This window comes from Burkholderia sp. GW821-FHT14F03, assembly GCF_058803765.1.
The window spans coordinates 1-24,076 of sequence record NZ_JBXAPG010000014.1; the positions used below are offsets into that span (position 1 = coordinate 1).

Genomic DNA, 24,076 nt, shown 5'->3' on the forward strand with positions numbered 1-24,076 from the left:
ACCGGCCTCTCGACCGCTAACAGCTCGATCGCTTCGCTATCCACCTCGACCTCCACCGGCATCGGTTCGCTCTCGACCGGTCTCAGCACCACCAACAGCACCGTTACGTCGCTCTCGACCTCCACGTCGACCGGCCTCTCGACCGCCAACAGCTCGATCGCTTCGCTGTCCACCTCGACCTCCACCGGCATCGGTTCGCTCTCGACTGGCCTCAGCACCACCAACAGCAATGTCGCCTCGCTCTCGACTTCCACCTCGACCGGCCTCTCGACCGCCAACAGCAACATCGCATCGCTGTCCACCTCGACCTCGACCAGCATCGGTTCGCTTTCGACCGGCATCAGCAACACCAACAGCAACATCGCTTCGCTCTCGACTTCGACCTCGACCGGCATCGGTTCGCTCTCGACCAGCATCAGCTCGATCACCACCAACACCAACAACCTCGGCACCAGCACCGCCGCGGCGCTTGGCGGCGGCGCGACATATGACCCGGCCACCGGCACCATCTCCGCCCCGGCCTACATCACCTACAACACCGACGGCACGACCACGACCAACAACAACGTCGGCTCGGCGATCGACAACATCAACGCGAAGGGCACCAAGTACTTCCACACCAATTCGACCGAGGCCGACAGCCAGGCCACCGGCCAGAACAGCGTCGCGATCGGACCGAACGCAGTCGCCAACGTCGACAACTCAGTCGCGATCGGTAACGGCGCGACCACGTCCGCCGCCGTCCCGGTCTCGTCAGCGACCGTCGGCGGCCTGACCTTCGGCAACTTCGCGGGCAGCAACCCGGTCGGCGTGGTCAGCGTCGGTGCGCCGGGCGCGGAACGCCAGGTCACCAACGTCGCCGCCGGCCAGATCAGCCAGACCAGCACCGACGCAGTCAACGGCAGCCAGCTGTTCGCGACCAACAGCAACGTCGCCTCGCTGTCCACCGGCATGAACACGACCAACAGCAACCTGACCTCGCTGTCGACCTCGACCTCGACCGCCGTCAACTCGCTGTCCACCGGTCTGAGCACCACCAACAGCACCGTCTCGTCGCTCTCGAGCTCGACTTCGACCGCCGTCAACTCGCTGTCCACCGGCCTGAGCAGCACCAACAGCACCGTCTCGTCGCTCTCGACCTCGACCTCGACCGCCGTCAACTCGCTGTCGACGGGCCTGAGCACCACCAACAGCAACGTCGCATCACTATCGAGCGGCGTGACCAACATCAACACCCAGCTGAACTCGTTGTCGACGACGATCAACAACACGACCCGTTCGACCAGCACGACCGGCATCGCGGCCGACATGAACGGCACCGGCAACGACAAGCCGACCGTCACCGCCGGCTCGAACTCGGTCGCGATCGGCGCGAACTCCACCGACGGCGGACGCTCGAACGTGGTCTCGGTCGGCAGCAGCACCGATCAGCGTCAGGTCATCAACGTCGCGCCCGGCACGCAAGGCACCGACGCCGTCAACCTGAATCAATTGAATGCCTCGCAGGCCTCTGCGAATTCGTACACGGATCAACGCGTCGGGGCACTACAGCAGGGCATAACGGATCTCGCTCGCAATGCCTATTCCGGCGTGGCCATCGCAGGCGCTTTGGCCGGCTTGCCGCAAGTCGAGAGCGGGAAAACTGTTTCGCTAGGTGCCGGATTCAGCAACTACAGTGGCTACACTGCCGTCGCGATAGGAGGAAGCGCACGCTTGACCCAGAGCACGGTCGTCAAGCTCGGCGTCGGCACTGTCAACGGATCGCGCATGATGATCAACGGCGGAATTGGGTACTCTTGGTGAAAATTGCATAAACAAAAACCTAACCGAAAAAAGCACCCGGATCCGGGACAAGAGGCTCGATGGTGAGGGACGATCCATCGTCCACACGCCAATGCCGTATCGAGGCGGTGCCCTTCGGCACCGCCCTATTGCTTGCCATCGCTCAGAACAGCGGCCGGCTCATGGACGTCCGCCAACCACCATCCTCTTCCAGCCATTGCCTGAAGCCGCCTCTCTACGCGGAACTTCAGTTTGCCTTGACCTCCTGTTGGCGATCCTGTGTCGGCGGCCGACCGGTCACGGCGACGAGATGAACGGCGCGCCGACTCCCGACCGATGAGCGCATTGGGCTCGGCCAAACGCCGAATGCGGTTTTTTTGCACCCCGGCAGCCGTTCATCGACGGTGGACAGGCCCAGTGGAGACGGGAAAAGAAAAGGAGTAGATTGCTGCATCGTGGCATCCAGACGAACGTCGTGCCGGCAATCGGCAATCGGCAGTTCGACGTGTCGTCGTTGCGCGAAAGCCGACCATACGGCAACACACCGAGAAAATGACTGCACGGCGCGCAACAATCGGCGTTCCCGGTTTTACCCATGTCGTGTCACATCAACAGGAGATAACAACATGAAGATTGCCTTGGTTGCCGGTGCTGTATTGTTCAGCCTCGCCTCGTTCGCCGCTCAGGCCGACGATATGCCGGCGATGGCGTCGGGCGGCATGCTGGTCGCCGCGAACGGGATGACGCTCTACACCTTCGACAAGGATCCGGCGAACGCCGGCAAGAGCGCCTGCAATGGCCCCTGCGAGACCTACTGGCCGCCGTACAAGGCCAGCGCGACCGATCACGCGATGGGCGACTATACGATCATCAAGCGCGACGACGGTGCGCAGCAATGGGCGTACAAGGGCAAGCCGCTGTATTTCTTCCAGAAGGACATGGCCAAGGGCGATATGAAAGGCGATGGCTTCAAGGACGTCTGGCACGCGGTCAAGCCGTAAACACCAGAGCAACGCGGCCGGCGTCGCCCGCAACGCCGCCGGCTTCGCGCCGGAAAACCCGGAGCACGCGCGCCACCAAGCGCGCGTTTCGTCCGGCGCACGCCGACGATCGCCGGCAATCGATTCCCTCGCCTCGTGCGTCGCCAAACAGGCAGAAGGTCCAATAGCACAACGGGAGAGTCAGCGGCCGGGGCTGATCGAGGTCGATCCACGCGGAACCCTCGTGTTCATCGCTGAACAAGATATCGCGCGCGTCGAATTCGCGGTCGAAACAGACGACCAGCGCGAATTTCCCGGGAATCGCCGCGAACGGCCTGCTGCCGACATAGCGCGCGCTCGACACCACCGCGCGCATTCCTCGTGCACGTCCCGTATCAGCACCGCTTCGAGCGACTCGCCGAATCCGGGTCGCCCGCAGGGCAATTCCCATTCGCCACGAGGATTGCGCAAGAACAGAACATGCCGCCGCCGGCGAAGGATCGCCTTGACGCGGACCGGAACCATGACTGACCGGCTCCCGAGACAGCGAACCGTCACCGGCGGCATCCTGTCGCACACACGCCGGCTCTGCCACCCGACGCCTTTGCCGTTCCACCGGTTCATCCCGATCGATGCACGGCATCAGCGACCTCAAGTGATGCGGCGTCGGCGGCAGCAGCGATATTTCGCTGCGCGCCACCGGCTGCCGCTCGCTTATTTTTTTATTCGATCGCCCGTTCCATGACGACAAGCTCGGCCGGGAATCGCGGATTGCTCGCCCGGGAACGTTCCTGGAAACCTTCGCGCCGCCAGAACGCATGCCCACGCAGATTCGTGGCGAGCGTCGCGATTTGCATGCTGACGCATCCCCACTCGCGCGCGATGGCTTCGATCAGCGCCAGTGCGCTCGCGCCATGGCCTCGTCCCCGGTGCCGCTCGGAAAAAAGCAACAAGCCGATCCAGGCGCAGCCGTCGTGCGGAAACGCACGGATCACGTCGGCGCAGCCGATCATGTCGCCGTCGACATAGAGGCCATAGACCGCCTTGTCCGATGCATCCTTGCTGTCGGGCTTGCCGTCGAAGAAATCCTCGACGTCGGCTGAAGAAGGCGAGCGGCCCTCGTGAAGTTCGACGTAAGACGGAGATTCGAGAAAGATCCGCAGCACGCTCGAGTAATCGTCGGGCGACGCTTTTATAAGAGGGAGGAGAGTCAGCATGCCGGGCAAGGCGACGTGAACGATGCCGGCCATTGCATGGCTAATCGGCTTCTCACCCGAACCTGACCGACGGAACGGTTCTCCGGGAAATCCGCGCCTTTCGTCGGGAATTGAATTCGAGCATGATTCGAGCCCGGCCCACCCATTTCTGGACAGGAAATCCCATGTTTGATCATGTGGTATTCGGCGTCAGCGACTATGCGACGAGCAAGGCGTTCTACCTCAAGGCACTCGAACCACTCGGCATCGCGGTCGTGCACGAAGGCGAACTCGGCATCGAACTCAGCTCGGACGGCAAGACGTCGCTGTGCCTGTTTCCGGCCCAGGAGAAGCCCGCGCATCTGCACCTGGCCTTCGTGGCGGAGAACCGCGAGCAGGTCGACGCGTTCCATCGCGCGGCGCTGGCGGCGGGCGGCAAGGACAACGGCGCGCCGGGCCTGCGCCCGCGCTATCACGCGCATTACTACGCGGCATTCGTCATAGATCCGGACGGGCACAACATCGAACTGGTTTGCCACAAGCCCGAGGCCTGAGCGCGGCATCGAACCGGCCAGCGGATCGATCAGGTCGCGCCGCATGCGTCGACCCGATCGCCTCATCCAGCCGGCGCGCGCAGGACGAATGCGCGGCGGCGCCGGCCTAGGCGAGCCACGCCAACACTCCCTCGATCGACAACACCGTGGTGCGCGAATCGAAGGCCGTGGAGAACAGATGCTCATGGACGACCTGATCCGGGTCGTAGCAGCAATCCTTGACCGTATACAGGCGAAAGTCCGCATCGCTCGCATAGGCGACGGACGAGAGTACGACGCCGGTCGAGGCGATGCCGACCATGATCAGCGAATCGATCCCTTGCGCGGACAGGCGCACCTGCAGATCGGTGCCGTAGAACACGCTGGCGCGATGCGCGAGGACGATCGGTTCATGCGCTTGCCGGCCCAGGTCCGGCGAGAGCCGATCCTCGACGAACAGGCCGAGCTGCTTGATACCCTGCCCGTTCTTGTTCGAGGGGCTGACTTCCGGATAGCCGGGGCTGAAACGGAGATTGGCGAAATAGACGCTGACGCCCCGCGCGCGCGCCGCATCGCATAACGCCCGCGTGCGGGCGAGCAACCCCGGCGCGACCTCGGGGAAGAGCGCGAGGATGTCGGTCTGGTAATGCATGACGAGAAGCGCGGTCCGCGCCGGCGTGACGGCCGGAAGCGGCGCGCGCGCCTGCCGTTCGGCTGCGCCGCCGGCGACGTTCACGCGGCTTGCCGGTGCGCCACCCGCCAGGTTGTCCGGGTTCATGACGGATGCCGCCCAATTGCCCACCTCAGGCTGATTGATTTCATTGACACCGCTCCTTCAAGGCAACACGCGGTTCGTCGTCGCAACCGGAAAACATCGAACGCGCGCGGTATAGAGGATCAAAAGAATCTATCGATGCAGTCGAAATAATACGTCACGCCGTCGATGCGGCAATCATCCACGCACAATAAATCGCAAAAAGACCGGTGCTCGCAGACCTGCGCCAAATACGACCCCGCGGCATTTCCGAACCGCCTGCCCGCTCATCCGCCACACCATAAAAAAACCCGCCTGACGGCGGGCTTCCTGCCTACTCGGATTCCTTCACCGGTTCGACGGAAAATTGAACACCGTCCCTTCCCGCACACCCGCCGACGGCCAGCGCTGCGTGATCGTCTTGCGTTTCGTATAGAAGCGCACCGCATCCGGACCATACGCATGCAGGTCGCCGAACAGCGAACGCTTCCAGCCGCCGAACGAGTGATACGCGACCGGCACCGGCAGCGGGACGTTGATCCCGACCATCCCGACCTGGATGTTGTCGCTGAACCAGCGCGCCGCCTCGCCGTCGCGCGTGAACAGGCACGTGCCGTTACCGTATTCATGCGCGTCGATCAGGGCCATCGCCTCGTCGAGCGACCTGACCCGCACCACGCCGAGCACCGGCCCGAAGATCTCGTGCTGATAGATCGGCATGCCGGGCTTCACGTGATCGAACAGGCAGGGCCCGAGGTAGTACCCGCCGTCGTGCCCGTCGACCTTCACCGAACGCCCGTCCACCACCAGCGTCGCGCCGGCCGCGACGCCCGCATCGACGAAGCCCTTCACCTTGTCGAAATGCTGCTGCGTCACGAGCGGCCCCATGTCGCTGCCCTGCTCGACGCCCGGCCCGACCTTCATCTTCGCGATCTCGGCCGTGAGGCCCGCGACCACCGCATCCGCGGTCTCGTCGCCCACCGCGACCACCAGCGGGATCGCCATGCAGCGCTCGCCGCACGAACCGTACGCCGCGCCCATCAGCGCGTTGACCGCATTGCCGATATCGGCGTCCGGCATCACGACCGCGAAGTTCTTCGCGCCGCCCAGCGCCTGTACGCGCTTGCCGTGCGCGCAACCCGTCGTGTAGATGTATTCGGCGATCGGCGTGGAGCCGACGAAGCTCACGGCCTTCACGCGCGGATCGGTCAGGATCGTGTCGACGGCCTCCTTGTCGCCGTTCACGACATTCAGCACCCCGGGCGGCAAGCCGGCCTCGAGCGCCAGTTCGGCCATCCGCAGCGTCGACGACGGCGTGCGCTCCGACGGCTTCAGCACGAAGGTATTCCCGCACGCCACGGCCATCGGCCACATCCACAGCGGCACCATCACCGGGAAATTGAACGGCGTGATCCCCGCGACCACGCCGAGCGCCTGGAACTCGCTCCACGAATCGATCGCCGGCCCGACGTTCTTGCTGTGCTCGCCCTTCAGCAGCTCCGGCGCGTAGCTCGCGTACTCGACGTTCTCGATGCCGCGCTGCAGTTCGCCGAGCGCATCGGGCAGCACCTTGCCGTGCTCGGCCGTGATCAGCGCGCACAGTTCGTCGGCATGCTCCTCGAGCAGCGTCTTGAGCCGGCTCATCACGCGCGCGCGCTTGAGCGGCGGCGTGTTGCGCCAGGCGGGATAGGCGGCCTGCGCGGATGCGATCGCCGCCTCGACGGTCACCCGGTCGGCCAGCGCGACGCTGCGCCCGGACACGCCCGTCGCCGGGTTGAACACCGGCTGGACGCGGCTGCCGCCGTCGACGCGCTGGCCGTCGATCAGGTGCCCCACAGTGGACGTGACGTTGCTGTCGTGTTTCATGACTTTCTTTCCATGCAAATGCAATCGGGCGAATGCGGTTGAATACGACGCCGGCCGCGACGCGCGGCCGGCGCGATGGGATGCGGAGGCGTCAGTCGACCTCGTGCAGCGCGTCGTGGAGCGCCTGGATCAGGTTGTCGATCTCGCGCGCCTCCGAGATGAACGGCGGCGCGAGCTGGATCGTGTCGCCGCCGTAGCGCACGTAGAAGCCCTTCTGCCAGCAGCGCATCGCGATCTCGTACGGGCGGCGCGCCGGCTCGCCGGGCGCGTGCTCGATCGACAGGCCGGCCGCGAGGCCGCAATTGCGGATATCGACGACATGGCGCGCGCCCTTCAGGCCGTGCACCGCGGCCTCGAAATGCGGCGCGAGCGCGCGCACGCGGCCGATCGCGTCTTCCTTGACGAGCAGGTCGAGCGCCGCGAGGCCCGCCGCGCAGGCGACCGGGTGCGCGGAGTAGGTATAGCCATGCGGGAATTCGACCAGATACTCGGGGCCGCCCGCGGCCATGAAGGTCTCGTAGATGTCGCGCTTCGCGATCACCGCGCCGAGCGGTTGCGCGCCGTTCGTCACCTGCTTCGCGACGTTCATGATGTCGGGCGTCACGCCGAACGCTTCCGCGCCGGTCAACGCGCCCGTCCGGCCGAAGCCCGTGATCACCTCGTCGAAGATCAGCAGGATGTCGTGCGCGGTGCAGATCTCGCGCAGCCGCTTCAGATATCCCTTCGGCGGCACGATCACGCCGGCCGAACCGGCGAACGGCTCGACGATCACCGCCGCGATGTTCGACGCGTCATGCAGCGTGATCAGGTCGAGCAGGCGGTCGGCCAGCTCCGCGCCCTGCTCCGGCTGCCCGCGCGAGAACGCGTTCGCGGCCAGCTGGGTATGCGGCAGGAAGTCGGCCTCGATCCCCTGGCCGAACAGCTTGCGGTTGGCCCCGATGCCGCCCACCGAGATCCCGCCGAAATTCACGCCGTGGTAACCCTTCTCGCGGCCGATCAGGCGCGTCTTCGTGCCCTTGCCCTTCGCGCGCCAGTACGCGCGCGCCATCTTCAGCGAGGTGTCGGCGGCTTCCGAGCCGGAACCGGTGAAGAACACGTAGTCGAGGCCGTCCGGGGTCAGGTCGCGCAGCTTGTTCGCGAGCGCGAACGAGGTCGGGTGGCCGAACTGGAACGCGGGCGCGTAATCGAGCTGCCCGATCTGGCGGCTCACCGCCTCGGTGATCTCGGCGCGGCCGTGGCCGAGGCCGCAGCACCACAGACCCGACAGCCCGTCGAAAATCTTGCGGCCCTCGGCGTCGGTGTAGTACGCGCCCTTGCCCTCGACGATGATGCGCGGGTCGGTCTTGAACTGCCGGTTGCCGGTAAACGGCATCCAGTGCGCATCGAGCCACGCGGCGTCGGTGCGGGGGGTCTCTTCCTGATTGGGTGCGGTAAGAACGGTCATGTCGGTCAGCGCCGCGCGCTCCTCGTTGATGGATATGTTGCGCATTGTTGGCTCGCCGATTAGTCTTTTGAATATCTCTATATCAATGTTTACTTGAGCTTTTATGCAAGTAAGAAAACCAAAGAGTCGCGCGCTGCTCGGGCAGCTCAGCGACATGGATCTGCGGCTGCTGCGCGTGTTCAAGGGCGTGGTGCAGTGCGGCGGGATGGCCGCGGCCGAGCTGGAGCTGAACATCGGCATCTCGACCATCAGCCGCCACGTGAAGGACCTCGAAACCCGGCTCGGCCTCGTGCTGTGCCGGCGCGGCCGCGCGGGCTTCACGCTGACGCCCGAGGGGCAGGCGATCTACGAGGAGACGCTGCGGCTGCTGGCGTCGCTGGAGGCGTTCCGCAGCCGCGTCGACGGCATCCACGACCGGATGGGCGGCGAACTGCACATCGCCGTGTTCGACAAGACCGCGACCAATCCGAACGCGCGTCTCGGCGACGCGATCGGCCGCTTCCACGACGAGGCGCCCGAGGTGCAGCTCAACCTGCATGTGGCGTCGATCAACGAGGTGGAGCGCGGCGTGATCGACGGCAGCTATCAGATCGGGATCATCCCCGCGCACCGCAACTCCGGCAGCCTGGTCTACAGCGAGCTGTTCGACGAGCGCATGCTGCTGTATTGCGGCATGCGTCACCCGTTGTTCGACGCGCCGCACGGGCGGCTGACCTGGAGCCAGATCCGTGCCCATCCGTTCGCCGGGCTCGGCTTTCATTCGCCGAACATGGAACTGAGCCACCGCGCGAAGCTCACGCGCAGCGCGAACGCGTCGGACCAGGAGTCGATCGCGACGCTGATCCTGTCCGGGAAGTATCTCGGCTTCCTGCCCGACCACTATGCGCACAGCTTCGAGACCCAGGGCCTGATGCAGGCGATCGCGCCGCAGCGCTTCCATTACGCGTGCCGGTTCGTGAGCCTGCTGCGCCGCTCGCCGCAACCGTCGCGCGCGGCGCTGCTGTTCCAGACCCACCTCGCGGAAGCCCACGCGCCGCGCGGCGGGGGGCAAGCAAGCCGGAACGGCAAGGAAGGCGGGCGGTAGCGGCGGGCGATGCGGGTTGCGGGTTGCGGGTTGCCGGTCGCCGGTTGCGGGTTGCCGGTTGCCGGTCGCCGGTTGCCGGTTGCCGGTTGCCGGTTGCCGGTTGCCGGTTGCCGGTTGCCGGTTGCCGGTCGCCGGTCGCCGGTCGCCGGTCGCCGGTCGCCGGTCGCCGGTCGCCGGTCGCCGGTCGCCGGTCGCTCACGGCTCATGGCCCGTCGCCCACGGCTTACCGCGCGCCATCGGCCACTGCTCGCCGAACACCAGGCGCCGCCGGCCGCGCGCGTTGTATCATCCGACCCTGCCACGCTCGTTCCGGCCCCCTTCTCCACACGGAAACCCGCCATGTCCCGCTCCCTGCTCGTCGTCCTGGGCGCACTCGCGCTGCCCGCCCTCGCCCACGCCGCGCCGCCGGCCCTGGACGGGCGCTATCCGCCGTGCGCGAAGCTGAACAACGTGCGCGACACGTCGACCGGCTCGGAGGCCGCGATCCGCAGTGCGGGCGCGGGCGCCTGCGCGGCGCAGTACCGGCTCGAACACGGCCTGTTCGCGCTGCCGGCGGGCAGCGTGTTCAAGATCACCTGGCCTGACGGCTCGTCCGAACGGATGGTCGTCACCGATCCGCTGATGTCCGCCGGGGCCGAACCGCTGCCCGGCACGCAGCGCGCGCCCGCGCGGCCGCAGGGCCGCACGGCGCGAGAGTAGGCGGCAGCGGGCAGGCGCGCCGCTCCGGTCTGCGATAATCGCCGCTCCGAGCCCTTCCCGACGCCGCCCGCCATGTCCGACGCAACCCCGCCCATCGCCCTGCCGCCCATCTCGTGCCTGCAGGACGACGACCTGCCCTGGCTGCCGATGGCCGAGCACCTGCCGGGGCTCGCGATCAAGTACCTGCACATCGACGCGGCCGGCGACGAGCTGACCGTGCTGCTCCGCATGCCGGTCGGCATGACGCTGCCCCGCCACCGCCACGACGGCCGGGTGTTCGTCCACACCCTCGTGGGCGAATGGCGCTACCGCGAATACGACTGGATCGCGGGGCCCGGCAGCACGGTGCTCGAACCCGCCGGCTCGCATCACACGCCGGAGACCCTGTCGTCGCCGACCGGCCACGTGATCACCTTCAATGTGATGCGCGGCGACCTCGTGCTGTTCGACGACGACGGCCGCGAAGCCGCCCGCGAGAACTGCCGGGTCGCGCTGCTGCGCCAGCGCAGGCACGCGCGCGGCGCGCCCGGCGCGTCGGCGCCGTTCATCACGCGCTGACGCGGCCCCGAGCGCGGCCTCGCCCGGGGGCCGCCTGTTTCGAGCCTTCTCGCCCCCGCTTGGCGGTGGCCGTGGCCATCACCATCGCCGGGCCACTGCCCTGGCCCTGGCCCTGGCCGTCGCCGTCGCCGTCGCCGTCGCCGTCGCGCAACTATGCCGACATTCGCACCACCGACCGTGACCGTTACGAAAACGTCACCTAAAAGTCACACCTCCCCGAACCCAGCGTCCCTTTACCTTACAAAAACTAAAGAATCCTTTCCAATTGCCGTAGACCTCCGATGAGCGAGCGGTGACGCGTGCGTTCCGCCACCCCCTCTCTGCAATACCGCAACACCGGAGTTTTCTTTACATGAACGTGTCTTTCCTCAAGCGCGCGAGCGTGGGCGCACGCCTCGCCGTTTTTTCGTGCGCGCTGGTTGCCCTCTTGTTTGCCGTCTTCACCTGGGCCCTGACCCACATCGCGGGCACCCAGCTCAGTGATCAGGCCCATGCCCGCATCGACGAGAAGGATCGCTCGATCGCCGCGATGATCAGCTTGTTCGACAAGGCGCTGTCCGCCGAGGCGGGCCGCTCGATGAATCTGCTCGCGAGCTTCCTGCCGCCCGACTACGCGCTCGATCCCGCCCAGAAAGTCGAGATCGGCGGTGTCGCGACCCCGGTGCTGAACGCGGGCGGCCGCGCGCTGAACCTCGATTTCTCGATTCCCGACCAGTTCCTGCAGAAGAGCGGCGCGATCGCGACCGTCTTCGCGCGCACCGACGACGATTTCGTGCGGATCACGACCTCGCTGAAAAAGCAGGACGGCAGCCGCGCGATCGGCACGCTGCTCGACCGCAAGGGCCCCGCCTATGGCCCGTTGATGGCCGGTCAGGCTTATACGGGCTTGGCCGCGCTGTTCGGCAAACGTTACATCACGCAGTACCGGCCGATCACCGACGCCGGCGGCCGCATCATCGGCGCGCTGTTCGTGGGCATCGACGTCGGCGCCGAGGTCCGTCTGGTCGAGGCCGGCATCCGCGAACTGAAGATCGGCGACAGCGGCTATTACTTCGTGCTCGACGCCTCGAACGGCCCGACCCGCGGCACGCTGCTCGTCCACCCGGACCGCGCGGGCCAGCGCGCCGACGACGCGATCGCACCCTACGCGCAGATGCTCGCCGCGAAGCAAGGCCAGATCGCCTACCGCTCGGCCGATTCCGCCGCCCACGACGACGGGCCGCGCGCGAAGTTCGTCTCGTTCGTCACGGTGCCCGAGTGGCAGTGGCTGGTCGGCGGCATCGCGATCGACGATGAAATGACGGCCGACACGCGCCGCACCCGCAACCTGTTCCTCGCGATCGGCGGCGCGTTCGTGCTGGCGTTCGCGGCGCTGTTCCTGATGCTGGTCAAACGTCTCGTGAGCCGGCCGCTCGACGAAGCCGCGCGCGCCTCGGAGCGTTTCGCGGCGGGCGACCTCAGCGTCCGGATCGGCGGACGCGGAACCCGGGACGGACGCGCCGACGAGATCGGCCGTCTGGTGCAGGCGGTGGACGGCATCGGCGACGGGCTCGCGCGGATCGTCGCGCAGGTGCGGCGCGGCTCGCACGACATCGCGCACGGCACCGTGACGATCGCGGCCGGCAGCACCGACATGGCCGCGCGCATCGCCACCCAGGCGAGCAGCGTCGAGGAAACCGCGGCGAGCATGGAGCAGATCACGGCCGTCGTGCAGCAGAACGCCGAGCACGCGGCGCAGGCGAACGACCTCGTGTCGGGCGCCTCCGAAGCGGCGCAGCATGGCGGACAGGCGGTGCAGCGCGTGGTCGCGACGATGGGCGACATCCAGCGTTCGTCGCGGCAGATCGCCGACATCACCGGCGTGATCGAGGGCATCGCGTTCCAGACCAACATCCTCGCGCTGAACGCCGCCGTCGAGGCGGCGCGCGCGGGCGAGCACGGACGCGGGTTCGCGGTGGTCGCCGCCGAGGTGCGCGCGCTCGCGCAGCGCAGCGCGGCGGCCGTGAAGGAGATCGAGACGCTGATCGCAGGCTCCTCGTCGACGGTCGAGCACGGTTACCGGATCGCCGAGGAAGCGAGCGCGACGATGCAGGGCATCGTCGAGCGGGTCGAGCAGGTGCGGACCATCATCGGCGAAATCAGCGCCGCGTCGCGCGAGCAGTCGACCGGCATCGAGCAGGTGAACCTCGCCGTCACGCAGATCGGCGCGGCGACCCAGCAGAACGCCGCGCTGATCGAGGACGCCGAGCATGCGGCGACCGAGCTGCGCGACCAGGCGGCGCAACTCACGCAGGCCGTGAGCGTGTTCAAGCTCGGCCACGGGGACGACGCGCACGCGGCTTGATGCGCGATCGCGGGCTCGGCGCGCGCCGGCCCGCCGCCATGAGACGGCGGGCGCGCCGCCCCCTCACTTCACTTCACGGTGAACGTGTAGTGCCCCTGCGTGCGGTGCCCGTCCACCGCGACCGCCACCCACGCGACCGCGTACACGCCCGGAGCGAGACCGCCGACCGCCAGCGACAGGTGCTTGCGATCCGCCGGATCGACCACGGCCTTGGCGGCGGTCACCGGCTTGCCGGCCGCGTCGGTCACCGCGATCGAGCTGAATGCGGGTTCAAGCGCGTCGTCGAACTCGATCGCCACCTGCGCGGGCGCGGCCACGCTCGCGCCCGCGCCCGGCGTCTGGTGAACCGGATACGCATGCGCGCAGGCCCACTGCGCGCCCGTCGCGAGCAGCAGCGCGGCGGCGCCGCGCGCGATGCGCGCGCCGACGTCGAGATGTCTCCCTGACCTCATGATCGCGTCTCCTCAGTGAATCAACGGTTGACCCAGCGAATGCGGCAGCACGTCGTCGAAATAGACGTGGGCCTGCAACAGGATGCCCGGATGCGAGCCCGATGCCCGGTTCAGCGGGATCTGCGCCTCGATGCCGAACTGGCCGTAGTGGTTCATCCACATCAGCCCGGGGTTGATCGTGCCCGTCGTCGCCGTGCCCGAGCAGCCGCTGCCAGTGCAGGTGTTCATCGGGAACTCGATCACCGGGATCAGGTTCGCGAACGGCTGCGGCAGGCCCAGGTCCTTCACCTGCGACTGCAGGTACGGGATGCTGTACTGGAGCGTGAGGCCCCAGTCGAGCGAGTTCGGCGCGCTGCGCGCGGTGGTCAGGTTCGGGCCGATCTCGCCCGTGAGCGCGAGCGGCCGCAGATAGGCCAGCGACGCGGGCAGATCACCGAAACCCTTGCCGAAATAGACGGTCGGCGTGATCGTCGAGTAGGCGTTCGCGATCGACTTCGCGCCGCTGCCGCCGAGCGCCGCGAGCACGCCCGCCGACAACATGAATTCGTGCGGCGCGCTGCGGTACACGAGGTACTTGAGGCCGACCGTCAGATTGTCCCAGCCGCGCGCCGAACCGCCGTCCGGCGCGTTCTGTCCGACATAGGAACCCGCGACGCTGAAACCGAGGTCCGAGGTGATCAGCTTGTCCCACTCATAGGACACGGTGTTCACGTTCATGTCGCCGCCGCCGTCGGCAGGGCTCTTGATGTGGCCGTATTGCAGGTCGAATTCGTCGCCGACGCCCGGGTCGTCGACGGCCATCGTGGCGGGAAACACGCGGTCGCCCACCACCGCGTGGGCGGCGGCCGTCATCGGGGCCGCGAAGCCCGCGGCCGCGCCGGCCGCCAGCAGGCAGGCGCGCGCGGGCGCCGCATAACGCTTGAAAAGTTCTTGCATGAGGGTACTGCTCCTGTGTCGTGCGCTGGGATCGCGCCGCCGCGTGCGGGCGACGGCGCGCCGCGTCGCCGTGCGCGAACGCGGATGCCGGAAGGCGATCTCAGGCCGGTTCGGGCGGCGCGCGCGCGTGGGCGCGGCTGAACAGCGGCGCGAGCCGGACGGCGCTCGCCGCCGGCAGCACCAGGAACCCGCTCGCCGCAACCGCGCCGATGGGTGCGCGCGCCACGCCGGGCAGCACCGGCGCGTGGGCGAACAGGCCGCAATACGGACACGCTTCCCAATGCGACGCCACCGCGTGGCCGGCGTGCGCATGGCTTTCGACGGCGCGCTCGATCGGCGAGGCGGAACAGTAGGTATCGAGGATCCGGTGGAGGCGGCCATGCTGCGCGAGCAGCTGCGACACCGTCGGCGCCAGCGCGATCAGCAGGATCGCGAGCAGGCCGAGCCAGCTGCCTGGCTTTCGAAACGGTAAACGCGCGTGCGTCACGATGGCCCGGGACCGGATGGGAGGGGGTGCTGATTATGACACGCGGCCGGGAAGCGCCGGCCCCGCCGGACAAGGCGCGGCGAGACCCCATGTCACCGCCCATTACAATCGCCCGATGTCCACGTTCCTCACCCTCGGCGGCCTGTTCGCCGCGTCGCTGCTCGCCGCGACCCTGTTCCCGCTGCAATCCGAAGCGCTGCTGGCCGGCCTGCTGATCGCCGGCAAGCAAGCTCCGTGGCTGCTGATCGCCGTCGCGAGCGCCGGCAACATCGCCGGCTCGGCGCTCAACTGGGTGCTCGGCCGCTTCATCGAACACTTCCGCACGCGCCGCTGGTTTCCGGTCAAGCCCGCCGCGCTCGAACGCGCCGAACGCTGGTATCGCCGCTACGGGCGCTGGTCGCTGCTGCTCAGCTGGGCGCCCGTGATCGGCGATCCGCTGACCGTGATCGCCGGCGTGCTGCGCGAGCCGTTGCCGACGTTCCTGGCGATCGTCGCGTGCGCGAAGATCGCGCGGTATCTCGTGGTGGCGTGGCTGATCCTGCCTTGACGACGCGCGCGCCGCACCCGGCCCGCTTCGTACGCGACAAGCCGCACGGCCGCCGCGCCCGGCGCATCGCGCGGGCAACGCCGCCCGCGTCGCGATCGACCCGCACGCCATGCCGATGCCGCCCCGCGCCGCCGCAGGCCGGCACGATGCCTCACCCCTGCTTTCCGTCGCCCGCCAGATCGATCGCCTGCCCCGAGCCCACCTGCGTGCGCAGCTGGAACTTCTGGATCTTCCCGGTCGCGGTCTTCGGCAGCTCGCCGAAGCGCACCGCCTTCGGCAGCTTGTAGCTCGCGAGCAGCGTGCGGCAATGCGCGATGATCTCCGCCTCGGTCGCCTCCATCCCCTCGCGCAGTTCGACGAACGCGCACGGCACCTCGCCCCACTTCGGATCCGGCAGCGCAACCACCGCCGCGATTGCAACGGCCGGGTGCCGGTACAGCGCATCCTCGACCTCGATGCTCGAAATGTTCTCGCCGCCCGAGATGATGATGTCCTTGCGGCGATCCTTGATGCGGATATAGCCGTCCGGCGCGAGCACGCCGAGATCGCCGGTATGGAACCAGCCGCCGTGGAACGCCTCCTCGGTCGCGCGCGGATTCTTCAGGTAGCCCTTCATGCACATGTTGCCGCGAAACATGATCTCGCCGAGCGTCTCGCCGTCGGCCGGCACCGGCGCGAGCGTATCCGGGTCGAGCACGGTCGCGCCCGCCTGCAGGTGGTAACGCACGCCCTGCCGCGCGTTCAGGCGCGCGACCTCGTCGTCGCCGAGCGCGTCCCACTCCGCCTGCTTCGCGCAGACCGAGGCGGGCCCGTAGGTCTCGGTGAGCCCGTAAACGTGGGTCAGCACGAAACCGATCTCCTTCATCTTCGCGATCACGGCGGGCGCGGGCGCCGCGCCCGCGACCTGCGCATGCACCGCGTGCGTGATGCCCGCCCGCCACGCGGCCGGCGCGTTGGCGATCGCGCTCTGCACGATCGGCGCGCCGCTGTAGTGGGTCACGCCCTCCGCGCGGATCAGTTCGAACACGCGTTGCGCCTCGAAGCGGCGCAGGCACACGTTGACGCCCGCGCGCGCGGCCACCGCCCACGGAAAGCACCAGCCGTTGCAGTGGAACATCGGCAAGGTCCACAGATACACCGGGTGCTTCGGCATGTCCCATTCGAGGATGTTGCTGAGCGCGGCCAGATACGCGCCGCGATGGTGGTAGACCACGCCCTTCGGGTCGCCCGTCGTGCCGGACGTGTAGTTGAGCGCGATCGCGTCCCACTCGTCGGCGGGCGGCGTCCACGCGTAGTCCGGGTTGCCCGTCGCGACGAACGCCTCGTAGTCGAGCGCCGCGTCGAAGCGGTCCGGGTCGGCGGGCTGCGCGTCGGCGACGCTGACGATCACGAGCCCGGGCAGTTCCTGTGCGGCGCGCTGCGCGAGTTCGCCGTACTCGGTGTCGACGATCAGCAGCTTCGCCTCGCCGTGCCGGAGCATGAACAGCATCGATGCGACGTCGAGCCGCGTGTTCAGCGCGTTGAGCACCGCGCCCGCCATCGGCACGCCGAAATGCGCCTCGACCATCGCGGGGATGTTGGGCAGCAGCGCGGCGACCGTGTCGCCCGGGCCGACGCCCGCGCTGCGCAGCGCGCTCGCCAGGCGGCGGGTGCGCGCGTAGGTGTCGCGCCAGTTGCGCCGCACGTCGCCGTGGACGACCGCGAGCCGGTCGCCGTAGATCTCGGCGGCGCGCGCGATGAAATCGATCGGCGTGAGCGGAACGTAGTTCGCGTCGCGCCGGCCCAGCCCTTCCTCGAATCGCTGCGTCATGTGTGTCTCCTGCGAGGCAGGCGGCCTCGATTTTTCAATGATTGGTATGGGTGTGAGCGGGCCCGGGCCCGATAGCCCGCGAGTGTAGCGACCCGATCGGCCGGCCGTCTGTCATCGGAACGACAAACCCGGCCACGGTGGACGTCATCCCGCTTGCCGCCCGCCCGACCCGGAACCGACGAACTGAGACACCTCGGTCCGTTTCCTCCGACAAGATCGCGCTCCGCCTGCACGCTCGTGGAAAACCCGGAAATCCCGGTGCGCGGATAACCGTGGATTCATCTTATTTTCGAACCAATACCAAAGACAAGTGAAGTTTTCCTGGCTACGATCGCACCAGCCAAAATCGCGGTCTTCTTTCTATATATCGGTCCACGCAAGCGAATATCTTTCAGCCACGCACTAACCTCACGCTCCTTTGTTTCGCGCATTCTCAAATACCTTATCCACGACGGAGCGCTCATATTGGGAGCGGAAATTGGACCTGGAAAAAATGCCTCGATGGAATGAAATAAGTCGGCTCATTTCGTGTCTGCGGGAGCGGATCATTATTGATTGCGGGCACCTCCCTATCCGCGGGTGCGACCAGGGGTTCTCATTTGGCGAAGTCGCCGGGCCCAGCGCCTCAACGCTGGAGACGCTGGAACTCGGCATCGCGATCAGCCGCCGGCTGACCGCCGAGGGTCGAAAAGCGATTCTGAGCATTTGCCTCTCCGACACATCGCGCCTGCTCGGGGACGGGAGCAAAAGGGAAGCATTGGCCGCAGCCGTTTCGCAGCGGAGTTGGTCCGCTGTTTTACCGCCGGAATATCTACATCGGCTCACGCCCATCGAACTCGATCAGGTTTCCGTCACGCTCCAGACAAGGAATAGCAATCGGTTTTCAGCGGCCTTGAAGAAACTGAAGGCCAGGGCGCTCCGTGCATCGACGCCTGAAGCGTTCTATCGAGAGGAACAAGCTGTTCTGCTTACCAGCCTCGATGGCGATCGCCTAGCCGTCAGCGTGCCGTTTCTCCTCGATTGCGCCAGCGAGGACGATTACTACGGACAGAACGAATGGAAGCAGCCCGATCACGTCGACTGCGAGGAAGACATCATCGCGAGACCGATGACCCGCCTGCTCAGACGCGGGCTAATCAATCTTTACGAAAAAAGCACCGGGGTCCTCTGCCCCGCCACCTACGGCGGGCTTCTCCTCAACTACGACGAGTCCAGCGATCACATCTGCCTCTACAGCAGACACGATGACCCGGACATCGGCGAAAAAGTACTGCGCGGCGTCGTAGCAGCCAACGTCGTGCAACGCGACATGTCGCGCACCTTCCTGCAAATCATCTTTCCGCACCTATCCGCCACGCCGGAAATCTCACTCCTGAGTTCCGCTCGCTTGAGACGATACGACACATCCTGGAAAACTTTCGTCGATGCATTGGACGCGCTCGGGATATTCCACGCCATGACGCTTTATTCGAAGCCCGAGTCAACCGGAGAACAATACGCATGAACAGGTATTTCGATCACGCCGCGTCGATGCAGGTCTTGCCGCAGATCCGGCCCGGCGGGTTCTCCGGCAATCCTTCCAGCATTCACGCCGCTGGCAGGCAGGCCCGCCACATCATCAGCGATACCCGAAGCCGGATCGCCGCTCATCTCGGATGCCGCGCTGATTGGATCTATTTCACATCGGGGGCGACCGAATCCGCCAACCTGCTCATTCAGGGGTATCTGTCAGCCCTCCGACGTCAAGGGAGTGCCCGTACCGAGATCGTCGTTTCCGCGATCGAGCATCCAGCCGTCTACCAAACCGTCCACGCGATGAAAGCGCATGGGCACACTGTGCGCGAGTTGCCGGTGACGCAGGACGGCGTCGTCGCAACGCCCGATGTCGCGGCGCTGATCGACTCGAACACCGCGATGCTCTGCCTGATGGCCGTCAACAACGAAACGGGTGCCGTCCAGCCCATCAATGAAGTCGCCCGCGAGGTCAAACGCGTGGACCCGGACATCCTAGTCGTATGCGACGCGGTACAGCATTTCGCCAAGCTGGACTGGCCGCTCGATCTCGACGTCGTCGACGCAATGTTCATGTCCGGTCACAAGATCGGCGCCGACAAGGGTGTCGGTTGCTTCTATCTGAACGGCCGGTTCAAGCTCATGCCGCTCATGTACGGCGGTGCCCAGGAGCAGGCCTACCGACCCGGCACCGAGAACGTATACGGGATTGGCTCGCTCGGCGCAGCATTAGGGGAAGCCACGCATAACCCGATCGAGAAACTCGCTCATGTCAGTGCGCTCGCCCACCACTTGACCAGTTGTCTGGCACAAGCCGGCATCGCCTTCGAACGGCTGATTCCCGCTGAAGCCGCATCGCCTTACATCCTGGCGCTGGCCTTTCCCGGCGTACCGTCCCGACAGATGGTCGCGGACCTCGCCGCATCGGGTTTCTGCGTCTCGCAGGGCTCGGCGTGCAGCAGTCAGTCGCATGCGCCGTCCCGGGTGCTGTCCGCGATGCGGATTCCTCCCTCACGGCTCAACAGCACGATCCGGATCTCGTTTTCTTCGGCCACAACGCTCCACGAGGTCGACAACCTGGCCGCGCACATCATCCAGATAGGCCATGCATCCGGCTGCGCCTAAGTACCGAACGTCCCGAATACCTGCCCATGACAAGCACCACCCCGTCGAACCGAGAACACTGATGGAAATCCTCGTCATCGAACCGTGCTACTTCGGCATCGGTTACCTCGAAGCAGCGCGGCACATGCACTTGGCGTGCTGGGTCGTGACCAGCGACGCATCGCTCCCGGACCAGCATCGGTATCGCCGGCACGTGGACGGCGTGCTGGTGTGCCCAGTGAACGACGAGCATGCCATCTGGCGCACGCTCGGCGATGCCGGCCGATTGTCGTCAATCTCGGCCGTGGTCGCGGGAAACCAATTCGTCACGACCACGGCCGCGAAACTGGCGTCCTTGCTTGGCCTACGCGGAGTCGCTCCGCTCGCGGCTGAAAGAGGCGTGCACAAAGACCTCGCCAGATTCGCCTATAGAGCGGCGGGCGCACCTTCGCTCGATTACGCGCTCGTCGAGACGATCGGCGAGGCGCAGGCCGCCGCGCGCCGCATCGGCTATCCGTTGGTGATCAAGCCTACAAGCTCCGCTTCCAGCAGAGGCGTCGCGCTGTTGAGCGACGATGACGCCCTGCAACAAGCCTGGCTCCATCTCGAGCAAACGGACTTCGGCATGTTCGGCCTCGTCCGTCGCAAGACATATCTGCTGGAGGCGTTCGCGGACGGCCCTGAATTCAGCGTCGAACTGGCGATGGTCGACGGCGCGGTCCGGTTTGCCGGCGTGACGGAGAAATGGGTGACGCCGCCCCCCTTCTTCGTCGAACTGGGGCATGTTTTCCCGGCGCGGGTGTCCGAGCCGCAACGGCAAGCGCTCATCGCCGCGGCCCGATCCGCGGCGCAGGCACTCGACCTGCACGACGGGGTATTCCACATCGAACTGAAGTGGACCTCGACCGGGCCTCGCATCATCGAGACGAATCCGCGACCCGGCGGGGATCACATCACGACGGACCTGATACCGCTCGCAACCGGCGTCAACCTCTTCCAGCTTCACCTCAACGCCCTGCTCGGCAACGGCGATGCGGCGCCGGCCCATCACGGCCACGCCGCAGCGATAGGTTTCGTCGTCGCCCCGGGCGACGGCATTCTGAAAAGCGTGGATGGCTGGGAAGACATGACGCGACGAGACTATGTCGTCCGGTCCGGGCTCGAAAAGCGGCCCGGAGATCGAATCCGCCCCCCTGAAAACTCCGGCGATCGAATTGGTTTCGTCATCGTGAAGGGCGATACCGCCGAGCAAGCTGCGGCACGCATACAATCCATCCTCCGTGAACTCGTGGTCAGGACCGTGCAATGAACCGGCCGCTCTGGACGCTGCTCGTCTTTCACGGACTGGACAAGCTCCTGTTCTTCGCGATCACGCCGAACAAACCTCTGTCCGCGTGGCAAGCAGGCTGGCTAAGCGATGCCGGCCTTGCCCTCTTCTTCGTCATCCAGATCTTTCTTTACCGTCTGTTCCCCTTACTGGGCGGCTTTCTCGCCGACCGCTACCCAGGCCGCCTCGTGATCGCCTTCGGTTCGGCCGTGCAGGCGCTCGGATTGACGGCGCTCTGTCAGGCCGATACGCCGCTCACGCTGTTTGCGGCGGGCGGCATCGCCGGAATCGGCGGCGGAATACTGAATCCCGCCGTGTATTCGATCCTGAGTCAGGTCTCGGGCAAGCAGGGCGGCCGGGCTTTTTCCACGCACTATCTCCTGATCAACGTGGGCGCCATGGCCGGCCCGCTCCTGCTGTGGCCGAGTCTCGGCAGCACCAGCCTGTGGTTGTTGCTTCCGCTGAGCATCGCGGTGGCAGGCGTCCTCGCCATACCCGTCGCGCCGCAACGGACTCCGGGCCAACCCGGATCGACATCCTGGTTCGCGCCGTTGCGGGATCCTTTTTTCATCAAGGTATTTGCGCTCTTTTCCGCGATCTGGGCGTGCTACACCATGATCTTTTCCAGCGCGCCGCTGATCGCCGCGGAATTGGGATTGCGCCCGCGGGGCAACATCTGGCTCGGGTTGAATTCAGCGACGGTCCTGTTCGCCTATCTATGGACGATGCGCCGGCCGGCAAGCGCAGGAATCGCCTGGCGCAGCGTGTCGATCGGGCTCGGCTTGACGGCGGCGGGCGTCCTTGCGGTAGGGGTTTCACCCAATGACCTGGCGGTCGGGGCGGGCGTCGTCGTCCTCAGCATCGGCGAATTCATGTCGATCCCCGTGCTCTACCACCTGGTTTCCGAGCACGCCCCGGCACAGGCGCGGAGCCGCTACTTCGGCTTCATCTGGGTAGCCGGGGCAATCGGAGAAGCCGGCGCTCAGGCCTTGCTGTGGATATGCCCTCAGCCGCGCCTCGTTTGCATACTGGCCGCGGCGACGCTCGGGACAGCGATGCTCCTGATGCGTGCGGTGCGGGCCCGCACCATCGAGATCAATACGCGCCTCACGGCATCGCAGGCGGCGTCCTGACGCCCGGTTCGCGGATTTCAGCCGCCAACGCCGCCAGAAACCCCGCCATCCGCGCCTCGTGCTCCGGCAGGCGCAATATCGCCGCAGCCTCCTGCGGCGACTTCCCGATCAGCGGTATCCGCACGAACACGTGTTCCAGGAACCGATCGCTGACCGTCGACAGCACGAGCCTCAGCGAAGTCAGCATAGCGTCGCCCCGATGGGATGCATGCGCGAGCGCAATGGGCTTCCCGACGACCTCGAACCGGGCAACCATCCAGTCGATCGCATTCTTGAGGCCGCCTGGGATGGCCCGGACATACTCCGGGCTCGCGATGACGATGCCGTCGGCCGCCGATACCCGTTCAAGGAACGCGGTCACGGCGGCGGGCGTCCGCTCGCCCTGCGCATCGGGCGAAAAAACCGGCAAGGTGTCGAGTCGATGAAAAACCGACACCGTCATGCCCGCCAGCGCGCACGCGCGCATCGCCGCCAGCAGGGTGGTATTGGTCGATGCCTCGCGCGTGCTGCCTGAGATAGCCAGGATCTTCATGCAGGTCTGGGGTATATCCCGGTCGAGAAGGTGTCAGGTGGCGGCATTCCATTCGTCGGAGCATTGCCGTCCGCATTATACGAACCACCGGGTCTGCCACGCCCGCAGGCGGCATTCGTCACGGCCCCGCTTCCGATCTTCGATATGATGCCCCTACCCGCCGCTCCGCGCGGCTCCCCCGTGCCCGCCTACGCCACGCCATGTCCGATCTCCGCGCGGATGCGCCCCCCACCGACGCCCTGCCCGCGCTGTTCGCCCGCTGCGGCTGGTTCACTCCCCTCGCCCCCGAGCACCAGGCCCTCGTCCTCGCCGACGCGCACGCCGAGCACCACGACGCCGGCGACTGTATCGCGCGCCGCCAGGCCCCCTCCGACTACTGGATCGGCGTGCACGAGGGGCTCGTCAAGCTCGCGATCCACAACGTCGCGGGGCGCGGCTGCACCTTCTCCGGCGTGCCGTCGGGCGGCTGGTTCGGCGAAGGCAGCGTGATCAAGCGCGAACTGCGCAAGTACGACGTGATCGCGATGCAGCGCTCGCTGGTGCTTTACGTACCGACCGCCACCTTCCACGCGCTGCTCGACACGAGCCTGCCGTTCACCGGCTTCGTGATTCGTCAGTTGAACAACCGCATGGGCGAGTTCATCGCCTCGATCCAGAACAGCCGCCTGCTCGACGTCGAGGCGCGCGTCGCGCAATCGCTCTCCCAGCTGTTCAACCCGGCGCTGTATCCGGACACCGGCCCGTCGCTCGCGATCTCGCAGGAGGAACTGGGCATGCTGGCCGGCGTGTCCCGCCAGCGGGTCAACCAGGCGCTGCGCCATCTCGAGCAGTGCGGCATCCTGCGGATCGCCTATAACCAGATTACGGTGGTCGATCTGGCGCGGCTCGCCGCGTTCGGCATGGAGCAGATCTGACGCGCAGGGGCGCGCCGTCCGAACCTGACAATTCCGCCATTTTGGCGTCAGCCTTCGGTCCGGACCTGTTCTTTATCATGCG

Annotated in this window: 24 protein-coding genes; 14 read left to right on the forward strand and 10 right to left on the reverse strand. The window is 66.6% G+C overall.

What is annotated here, in order from left to right:
* Together AC1RQF_RS11475 and AC1RQF_RS11480 are read left to right on the forward strand one after the other, a co-directional pair.
* The coding region (locus AC1RQF_RS11475) for a YadA family autotransporter adhesin (RefSeq protein WP_492872079.1) at positions 1-1,803 on the forward strand (1,803 nt) is incomplete at its 5' end.
* Positions 1,804-2,408: 605 nt separating this feature from the next.
* Positions 2,409-2,783, forward strand: a complete 375-nt coding sequence (locus AC1RQF_RS11480; protein WP_273998095.1) for a COG4315 family predicted lipoprotein — start codon at positions 2,409-2,411, stop codon at positions 2,781-2,783.
* On the opposite strand, the gene AC1RQF_RS11485 is transcribed toward AC1RQF_RS11480, so the two are convergent.
* Both AC1RQF_RS11485 and AC1RQF_RS11490 read right to left on the reverse strand, forming a co-directional pair.
* Complete coding sequence (locus AC1RQF_RS11485; RefSeq protein ID WP_492872080.1) at positions 2,773-3,138, reverse strand: NUDIX hydrolase; 366 nt, start codon at positions 3,136-3,138, stop codon at positions 2,773-2,775. The genes AC1RQF_RS11480 and AC1RQF_RS11485 overlap by 11 nt on opposite strands.
* Positions 3,139-3,484: 346 nt before the next feature.
* A complete protein-coding gene (locus AC1RQF_RS11490; protein WP_273998092.1) occupies positions 3,485-4,012 on the reverse strand; it encodes a GNAT family N-acetyltransferase in 528 nt (175 codons plus the stop codon).
* 131 nt (positions 4,013-4,143) lie between these two features.
* On the opposite strand from AC1RQF_RS11490, the gene AC1RQF_RS11495 reads away from it, so the two are divergent.
* Positions 4,144-4,512 carry a VOC family protein gene (locus AC1RQF_RS11495; protein ID WP_273998091.1) on the forward strand — a complete coding sequence of 123 codons (369 nt, stop codon included), beginning with the start codon at positions 4,144-4,146 and terminating at the stop codon, positions 4,510-4,512.
* Between the two features lie 106 nt (positions 4,513-4,618).
* On the opposite strand, the gene AC1RQF_RS11500 is transcribed toward AC1RQF_RS11495, so the two are convergent.
* The 3 genes from AC1RQF_RS11500 to aptA all read right to left on the reverse strand — a co-directional run bounded on the left by AC1RQF_RS11500 (position 4,619) and on the right by aptA (position 8,600).
* Positions 4,619-5,269 (reverse strand): cysteine hydrolase family protein, encoded by a 651-nt coding sequence (locus tag AC1RQF_RS11500; protein ID WP_492872081.1) that lies wholly within the window; start codon positions 5,267-5,269, stop codon positions 4,619-4,621.
* 324 nt (positions 5,270-5,593) lie between these two features.
* Positions 5,594-7,111 (reverse strand): CoA-acylating methylmalonate-semialdehyde dehydrogenase, encoded by a 1,518-nt coding sequence (locus AC1RQF_RS11505; protein WP_492872082.1) that lies wholly within the window; start codon positions 7,109-7,111, stop codon positions 5,594-5,596.
* Between the two features lie 91 nt (positions 7,112-7,202).
* On the reverse strand, positions 7,203-8,600 hold the full coding sequence (aptA, locus tag AC1RQF_RS11510) for an omega-aminotransferase AptA (RefSeq protein ID WP_492872083.1): 1,398 nt from the start codon (positions 8,598-8,600) through the stop codon (positions 7,203-7,205).
* Between the two features lie 58 nt (positions 8,601-8,658).
* On the opposite strand from aptA, the gene AC1RQF_RS11515 reads away from it, so the two are divergent.
* From AC1RQF_RS11515 to AC1RQF_RS11535, 5 genes are all read left to right on the forward strand, one after another.
* A complete protein-coding gene (locus AC1RQF_RS11515) occupies positions 8,659-9,639 on the forward strand; it encodes a LysR family transcriptional regulator (RefSeq protein WP_273998086.1) in 981 nt (326 codons plus the stop codon).
* A gap of 339 nt (positions 9,640-9,978) precedes the next feature.
* Positions 9,979-10,338 (forward strand): hypothetical protein, encoded by a 360-nt coding sequence (locus AC1RQF_RS11520; protein ID WP_273998085.1) that lies wholly within the window; start codon positions 9,979-9,981, stop codon positions 10,336-10,338.
* Between the two features lie 72 nt (positions 10,339-10,410).
* Positions 10,411-10,896, forward strand: a complete 486-nt coding sequence (locus AC1RQF_RS11525; protein WP_273998084.1) for a 2,4'-dihydroxyacetophenone dioxygenase family protein — start codon at positions 10,411-10,413, stop codon at positions 10,894-10,896.
* 71 nt (positions 10,897-10,967) lie between these two features.
* Entirely contained in the window at positions 10,968-11,099 is a 132-nt protein-coding gene (locus AC1RQF_RS11530) for a hypothetical protein (protein WP_492872084.1), read from the forward strand.
* 149 nt (positions 11,100-11,248) lie between these two features.
* Positions 11,249-13,240, forward strand: coding sequence for a methyl-accepting chemotaxis protein (locus tag AC1RQF_RS11535; RefSeq protein WP_273998082.1), 1,992 nt, complete (start codon positions 11,249-11,251; stop codon positions 13,238-13,240).
* A 68-nt stretch (positions 13,241-13,308) separates the two neighbouring features.
* Here the strand turns inward: AC1RQF_RS11535 and AC1RQF_RS11540 are convergent, their stop codons facing one another.
* From AC1RQF_RS11540 to AC1RQF_RS11550, 3 genes are all read right to left on the reverse strand, one after another.
* The gene (locus AC1RQF_RS11540; protein WP_492872085.1) at positions 13,309-13,692 is read right to left on the reverse strand and encodes a copper resistance protein CopC; all 384 of its coding nucleotides are present in this window, start codon (positions 13,690-13,692) and stop codon (positions 13,309-13,311) included.
* A gap of 12 nt (positions 13,693-13,704) precedes the next feature.
* Positions 13,705-14,628, reverse strand: coding sequence for a hypothetical protein (locus AC1RQF_RS11545; protein WP_492872086.1), 924 nt, complete (start codon positions 14,626-14,628; stop codon positions 13,705-13,707).
* Positions 14,629-14,728: 100 nt separating this feature from the next.
* Positions 14,729-15,115, reverse strand: a complete 387-nt coding sequence (locus AC1RQF_RS11550) for a DUF2946 family protein (RefSeq protein WP_492872087.1) — start codon at positions 15,113-15,115, stop codon at positions 14,729-14,731.
* 115 nt (positions 15,116-15,230) lie between these two features.
* On the opposite strand from AC1RQF_RS11550, the gene AC1RQF_RS11555 reads away from it, so the two are divergent.
* Entirely contained in the window at positions 15,231-15,662 is a 432-nt protein-coding gene (locus AC1RQF_RS11555) for a YqaA family protein (protein ID WP_492872088.1), read from the forward strand.
* A gap of 151 nt (positions 15,663-15,813) precedes the next feature.
* On the opposite strand, the gene AC1RQF_RS11560 is transcribed toward AC1RQF_RS11555, so the two are convergent.
* A complete protein-coding gene (locus AC1RQF_RS11560; protein ID WP_492872089.1) occupies positions 15,814-17,472 on the reverse strand; it encodes an acyl-CoA synthetase in 1,659 nt (552 codons plus the stop codon).
* A 478-nt stretch (positions 17,473-17,950) separates the two neighbouring features.
* On the opposite strand from AC1RQF_RS11560, the gene AC1RQF_RS11565 reads away from it, so the two are divergent.
* The 4 genes from AC1RQF_RS11565 (at position 17,951) to AC1RQF_RS11580 (ending at position 22,548) form a co-directional block, all read left to right on the forward strand.
* Positions 17,951-18,976 carry a hypothetical protein gene (locus AC1RQF_RS11565; RefSeq protein ID WP_492872090.1) on the forward strand — a complete coding sequence of 342 codons (1,026 nt, stop codon included), beginning with the start codon at positions 17,951-17,953 and terminating at the stop codon, positions 18,974-18,976.
* On the forward strand, positions 18,973-20,109 hold the full coding sequence (locus tag AC1RQF_RS11570; RefSeq protein WP_492872091.1) for a cysteine desulfurase family protein: 1,137 nt from the start codon (positions 18,973-18,975) through the stop codon (positions 20,107-20,109). Before AC1RQF_RS11565 ends, AC1RQF_RS11570 begins: the two co-directional genes overlap by 4 nt.
* A 61-nt stretch (positions 20,110-20,170) precedes the next feature.
* Positions 20,171-21,397, forward strand: coding sequence for an ATP-grasp domain-containing protein (locus AC1RQF_RS11575; protein WP_273998075.1), 1,227 nt, complete (start codon positions 20,171-20,173; stop codon positions 21,395-21,397).
* Positions 21,394-22,548 (forward strand): MFS transporter, encoded by a 1,155-nt coding sequence (locus tag AC1RQF_RS11580; RefSeq protein ID WP_492872092.1) that lies wholly within the window; start codon positions 21,394-21,396, stop codon positions 22,546-22,548. The genes AC1RQF_RS11575 and AC1RQF_RS11580 overlap by 4 nt, the downstream gene beginning before the upstream one ends.
* Here AC1RQF_RS11580 and AC1RQF_RS11585 read toward each other — a convergent pair.
* Positions 22,523-23,080 carry an NADPH-dependent FMN reductase gene (locus AC1RQF_RS11585; protein ID WP_273998073.1) on the reverse strand — a complete coding sequence of 186 codons (558 nt, stop codon included), beginning with the start codon at positions 23,078-23,080 and terminating at the stop codon, positions 22,523-22,525. The genes AC1RQF_RS11580 and AC1RQF_RS11585 overlap by 26 nt on opposite strands.
* Positions 23,081-23,130: 50 nt before the next feature.
* Here AC1RQF_RS11585 and AC1RQF_RS11590 point away from each other — a divergent pair, with 50 nt between their 5' ends.
* A complete protein-coding gene (locus tag AC1RQF_RS11590; protein WP_443111500.1) occupies positions 23,131-23,994 on the forward strand; it encodes a Crp/Fnr family transcriptional regulator in 864 nt (287 codons plus the stop codon).
* Positions 23,995-24,076: the final 82 nt, after the last annotated feature.